The organism is Ligilactobacillus hayakitensis DSM 18933 = JCM 14209, assembly GCF_000615845.1.
GTDB classification, from domain to species: Bacteria; Bacillota; Bacilli; order Lactobacillales; family Lactobacillaceae; genus Ligilactobacillus; species Ligilactobacillus hayakitensis.
Genome location: NZ_BAML01000070.1, coordinates 1 through 1,132, shown reverse-complemented (window position 1 = coordinate 1,132; position 1,132 = coordinate 1). Strand labels below are relative to the sequence as shown.

At 35.3% G+C, this 1,132-nt stretch carries 1 protein-coding gene; it reads right to left on the bottom strand.

Features of this window, described 5'->3' with window-relative positions; all coding sequences use genetic code 11:
• Positions 1-45: 45 nt before the first annotated feature.
• Positions 46-1,132, bottom strand: a 1,087-nt coding sequence (locus tag JCM14209_RS08600; RefSeq protein ID WP_025023037.1) for an RNA-guided endonuclease TnpB family protein, incomplete at its 5' end; no start/stop codon positions are given.

The window sequence follows — 1,132 nt, the reverse complement described above, 5'->3', positions numbered from 1 at the left end:
GGTTACATCATTGGGTGGTTGACAACACCCACTTAACTAACACGTTTACGCATTAGTTATTAATTCAAATTTGGGTTGTTCTTGTCCACTAATATACTGAGTTCCAAGTAATTGGATATTCATAGCTCCAATACGGTCATCATTAGAACGATAACCACAATTATCACAGTGATATTCATGTTTTTCATGATTGCGATTATCTTTTTTGATAACCCCACACTTAGGGCAACGTTGTGATGTATATTGAGCAGAAACTTCAATTACTTGACTTTGATTTAAATAAGCTTTATAAGTTAAAAATTGTTCTAATTGATAGAAAGCCCATGATTTATTTTGATTACGCAAAGCTTTAGGTAAATCACTACGTTCAAAAGAAACACCGTTAAGGTTTTCTAATACAAACAAGGTATTAGTACCGTATTTTTGGACAAGTGTCTTAGATAAGCAATGATTAACATCACTCATCCAACGGTTCTCTCGTCCAGATAATTTCTTTAAACGTCTCTTAGCTGACTTAGTTCCTTTAGCTTGTAAAGTGGCACGAAGTTTTTGGTATTTAGCACGTTTACGCATAATTGCTTGACCGTCAAAAAAGGCAGTCTTACCTTGTTCATCATAGCTGGTAGCTAAAAAGCGTAAACCACGGTCAATTCCGACAACGTGTTTTACTGTTTGTTTATCAAAATCAGTGACTTCTTTAGTGGCTGAAATATGTAAAAACCACTTACCACTAGATTTGAGTAACTTAGCTAAGCCAAATTTCCAAGTACCGTCAAAATATTGGTCAAATCCATGGCAAACAGGCTCAACTTTAACACGACCATCAAGGGTGTTGATTGATAATTGACCATTGCTTAAATAAGACCAATCACGATTACGTTGAAGGTCTACTTGTGGACGGTTGAAAGAAAGTGGTTTGTGTAACCATGTTAAATCACGTACTTCACGATACCACTCGCCAGTATTTTTATCTTGGTATTTATATGGTCTACGAGCCATTTGAGTTTTTACGGCCTTATAACGTGCAATAACAGTTCTAATTACAGATTGAGCCATCTGCGATTTAAGAGTAAAAAGATTACGTAACTTAGTATATAGCTCTTTGTTTAGCCTGCTTTGTTTCATATCGAAA